This is a genomic window from Streptomyces globisporus (assembly GCF_003501885.1).
GTDB lineage: Bacteria > Actinomycetota > Actinomycetes > Streptomycetales > Streptomycetaceae > Streptomyces > Streptomyces globisporus_D.
The window spans coordinates 1-4,264 of record NZ_QWFA01000316.1 but is presented as its reverse complement, the minus strand read 5'-3'; the positions used below and the strand labels follow the sequence as shown (position 1 = coordinate 4,264).

Sequence of the window (4,264 nt, the reverse complement as noted above, 5' to 3'; positions counted from 1 at the left end):
CTTTCCGGAGTGTCACCCGTGACCGTCATCCCCTTGCCCACCCCGCCCCCCGGTCCCCCCACTCCCTGCGCCCCGGAGGACGTACGCCGTGTGGCGTGCGTCGGGGCCGGGGTGATCGGCGGCGGCTGGGCCGCCCACTTCCTCGCCCGCGGTTACGACGTCACCGCCTGGGACCCGGCCCCCGACGCGGCCGTCCGGCTGCACCGGCTCGTCGCCGCCGCCTGGCCCGCGCTGGAACAGCTCGGCCTGGCCGACGGGGCCTCGCAGGACCGGCTGACCGTCACCGCGACGCTCGAAGAGGCCGTGGCCGACGCCCAGTTCGTCCAGGAGAGCGCCCCCGAGAAGCTGGACCTCAAGCGCGACCTGCTGGCCCGCCTGGACGCCGCCGCACCCGCAGGTGCGGTGATCGCCTCGTCGACCTCCGGCTATCCGATGACGGACATGCAGACCGAGGCAGCCGACCCCGGGCGGCTCGTCGTCGGGCACCCCTTCAACCCGCCCTACCTCATCCCCCTGGTCGAGGTCGTCGGCGGCGAACGGACCGACCCCGCAGCGGTGGAGTGGGCCTCGCGCTTCTACGAGGTCGCGGGCAAGTCCGTGATCACCATGGACCGCGAGGTGCCCGGCTTCATAGCCAACCGGCTCCAGGAGGCCCTGTGGCGCGAGGCGCTGCACATGGTCGCCAACGGCGAGGCGACGGTGGCGGAGATCGACGCGTCGATCACCGAGGGGCCGGGGCTCCGCTGGGCGGTGATGGGGCCGATGCTCACGTTCGCGCTCGCGGGCGGCGAGGGCGGGATGGCGCACATGCTCGACCACTTCGGCCCGTCGCTGAAGTCGCCCTGGACCCGGCTCGAAGCACCCGAGCTGGACCGGGCCCTGTACGCGGCGGTGGTGGCCGGCTGCGACGAGGCCGCGGACGGCCGGAGCATCGCGGACCTGGTCGCCGAACGCGACCGGGGCGTCATCGACATCCTGCGGGCGACCGGCCGCCTGCCCCGTTCCGCCGAGGAGGCGACCCGATGAGCGAGCAGCCCACGCACGAGGAGGCGGCCGTGGTCGAGGACGTCGACACGTCGCTCCCCCTGTTCCACCGGACCGTACGGCCCGAGTGGATCGACTACAACGGCCATATGAGCGAGGCGTTCTACGTCCTCGTCTTCGGGTACGCCACCGACGCGATGATGATCGAGACCGGTCTGCACGCCGGCTACCGGGAGAGCACCGGCTGCTCGCTCTACACCGCCGAGTCGCATCTGCGCTATCTCCGCGAGGTGGCCGCGGGATCCCATCTCGCCGTCCGTACCCGGCTGTTGGGCGTGGACGCGAAGAAGGCGCGCTTCTGCCACGAGCTGTACGTGGTCGGCGCCCCCGACGACGTACCGGAGCCGGAGGCCGTCCCGGTGGCGACGACCGAACTGCTGGCGCTCCATGTCGACCAACGGGCGGGCCGCACCGCCCCGTTCCCGGACTCCGTACGGGAACGGCTGGCCTCGCTCGTCGAGCCGGCGCCCGCGTGGGCGGGCCGTTCGATCGCCGAGGTCCCGGCGGTCCGCTGAACGCGCGCGCATGCCCTGCCCCCGCCCGCGCCCGGGGCATGGCATGCGCGTTGGTTCCGCATTGCGGGCCGTGACGGGCCGTTGCGGGTTCGTGGCCAGGCGGGCATCACGCTTCCGAGGGCGCCGAGGGCGTCCCACGGTCCGTATTCAGCCCGTCACCGCCCCGTGCGGACGACCTCAAGGCCGACCTGGAGGCGGGTTTTCCGGGCGGCGAAGGCGACGTCCTGAACCGGAAGGACCCGCACCGTGTGCCCCCTCCTCCCGTCGGCCTCCGGCGGCCGGGATCGGCAGAGAGCTCAACGGAAGGCGGATCTGGACCGAACTCATGGACCACCACGGCCGACTCCGGCGGGAAGCCGACGTGGAGATACAGCAGCTCGCCTCGCTGCGTTCCCCCATCGGCCTCGACCTGGGAGCCCGTACACCCGAGACACGTTCAACAGCACAGCGGGCACCCGTGGGGAAGGGCACGGCCCGATGGCCTCCTGGCGGCCAGGAGGCTGAAACCGGTTCGGGATCGGCGGGTCAGGTCGTACGGGAGTGAGGGCCGGGACCGGACTAGTGACGCCGGGGGCGTCGTGCCCCACGGGCGAAGGGCAGGCTACTGGGCGGTGTAGCCGCCATCAACGGGGAGAGCGATGCCGGTGACGTAGCTGGCGCCGTCACTGCACAGCCACAGGACGGCCTGGGCGATCTCGTCGGCGGTGCCGAGCCGGTCGATGGCCTGGCCTGCTTCGGCCTGGTCGCGGTCGAGTTCTCCGCCTTCGACCATGGAGTCGACCATCGGGGTGCTGATCGTGCCGGGACACACTGCGTTGATGCGGACACCGCGGGAGCCGTATTCGAGGGCGGCGCTCTTGGTGAGGCCGATGACGCCGTGCTTGGAGGCGTGGTAGGCGGCGCGGCCGGGGTTGCCGACGAGGCCGCCGAGGGAGGAGCAGTTGACGATCGCACCGCTGCCCTGTTCCCGCATGTGACGCAGTTCGTGCTTCACGCTCGCCCAGATGCCCCGCAGGTTGATGCCCTGGACGCGGTCGAACTGCTCGGCGCTCTCGTCGGCGGCGTCGGTGGGCGGGGGCATGATCCCGGCATTGTTGTAGGCCATGTCGAGCCGTCCGAACGTTTCCACGGTGCGGTCGACGGCGGCGGCGACCTGGTCCTCGTCGGTGACGTCGCAGACCAGGGCGAGGACCTGGTACCCGTCGTCGGTGAGCTGCTTGGCGGCGGCGTTGACGGCGTTCTCGTTGATGTCGGCGAGGGCGACGGCGGCCCCGGCTTCGGCGAACGCGCGGGCGGTGGCCAGGCCCATGCCGGAGGAGGCGCCGGTGACGAAGGCGACCTGGCCGGTGAAGTCGTAGGTGGGGTTCATGACGGTGGCTCCCAACGAAGGTGTACGGGCGTGGAGTTCAGTGCGCGGACGTGGTGGCGGTCTGCGGTTCGTACGTGTCGGTGGTGTGATGGGCGACGATCCGGGAGGGGCCGGTGGTGCCGCGCAGCGCGAGGGCGATCAGGGGCAGCAGGGTGAGCGCGGCGAAGACCGCGCCGACCAGGGCCGGGCCGGTCAGGCCGAGCGAGGAGTCCAGCGCGTGGCCCGCTGCGAGGGATCCGGCGGCGATGCCGGTGTTGTAGCCGGAGGTGGTCAGCGCCGAGGTGAGGGTGGGGGCGTCGCCTGCGAAGCGGACGGCGAGGGAGGTGACGACCGGGTTGACGGTGAACCCGGCCAGGGCCATGCCGAACACCAGGATCACGGCGGCCATGGGGCTGTTCGAGGCGGGGATCAGGGCCAGCAGGATGAGGGAGGTCGCTGCCGACGCGGTGATCGTGGTGACCATCGGGCGGTGGTCCCCGAGACGGCCACCGATCGCGGTGCCGCCCAGCGCACCGATCCCGAAGGCGATCAGCACCAGCGGCACGGCACCGGCCGGGATGCCCGCCCGGTCGGTCAGCAGCGGTGTGATGTAGGTGTACGTCGCCAGGACACCGCCCATGATCAGCACGGCCGCGCCGAGGGCGAGCCACAGCCGCCCCTGGCGAAGGGCCCGGACCTCGGCCCGCACGGAGACCTCGGCCCGCTGTTCGGTATGGGGGATGAACCGGCCGACGAACGCGGCGGCGAGAGCGGCGAGGACGGCGAGCGCCCAGAACGGGCCGCGCCAGCCGGTGTAGTGGCCGACGAACGAGCCGATCGGCACGCCGATCACGTTGGCCAGGGTGAGCCCGCCCATCATGACGCCGACCGCCCGCGTGGACCGGGCCGGGCCCGCGGCGGTGGTGGCGATGACGAAGCCGACGGCCCAGAACGCGCCGGTCGCCAGGGCGGTCACCACCCGGGCGGTGAGCACGACGGTGAAGGAGGTGCTGAGCGCGGCCACCGCGTGTCCGAGGGCGAATACGGCGAGGGCGCCGATCAGGGTGTGGCGCTGGGGCAGGCGCAGGGTGGCCATGGCCATGGTGGGCCCGCCGATGATCATCCCGACGGCGAACGCGGTGATCAGGAGGCCGGCGTGGGAGACGCTGACGTTCAGGTCGGCGGCCATCTCGGGCAGCAGTCCGGCGATGACGAACTCGGTGGTGCCCATCAGGAACGTGCCGGCGGCGAGCACCCAGACGACGAAGGGCAGCTTGTCGGGGGCGGACCCGGTGGCGGAGGGCATGCGAAAACTTCTTCCCGTATGAGGATGTGGGGTGGGCGGGGTCAGGGGGCG

General features: G+C 72.2%; 4 protein-coding genes. 2 read left to right on the top strand and 2 right to left on the bottom strand.

Translation table 11 applies throughout. The features are described 5' to 3' along the window. Window positions 1-9 precede the first annotated feature (9 nt). Entirely contained in the window at window positions 10-1,026 is a 1,017-nt protein-coding gene (locus D3105_RS32735) for a 3-hydroxyacyl-CoA dehydrogenase NAD-binding domain-containing protein (RefSeq protein WP_425315770.1), read from the top strand. Next, on the top strand, window positions 1,023-1,559 hold the full coding sequence (locus tag D3105_RS32730; RefSeq protein WP_118906462.1) for a thioesterase family protein: 537 nt from the start codon (window positions 1,023-1,025) through the stop codon (window positions 1,557-1,559). Before D3105_RS32735 ends, D3105_RS32730 begins: the two co-directional genes overlap by 4 nt. Before the next feature lie 601 nt (window positions 1,560-2,160). Here the strand turns inward: D3105_RS32730 and D3105_RS32720 are convergent. Together D3105_RS32720 and D3105_RS32715 are read right to left on the bottom strand one after the other, a co-directional pair. Further along, on the bottom strand, window positions 2,161-2,928 hold the full coding sequence (locus tag D3105_RS32720) for an SDR family NAD(P)-dependent oxidoreductase (protein WP_118906460.1): 768 nt from the start codon (window positions 2,926-2,928) through the stop codon (window positions 2,161-2,163). A 37-nt stretch (window positions 2,929-2,965) separates the two neighbouring features. Then, window positions 2,966-4,213 (bottom strand): MFS transporter, encoded by a 1,248-nt coding sequence (locus D3105_RS32715; RefSeq protein WP_118906459.1) that lies wholly within the window; start codon window positions 4,211-4,213, stop codon window positions 2,966-2,968. Window positions 4,214-4,264: the final 51 nt, after the last annotated feature.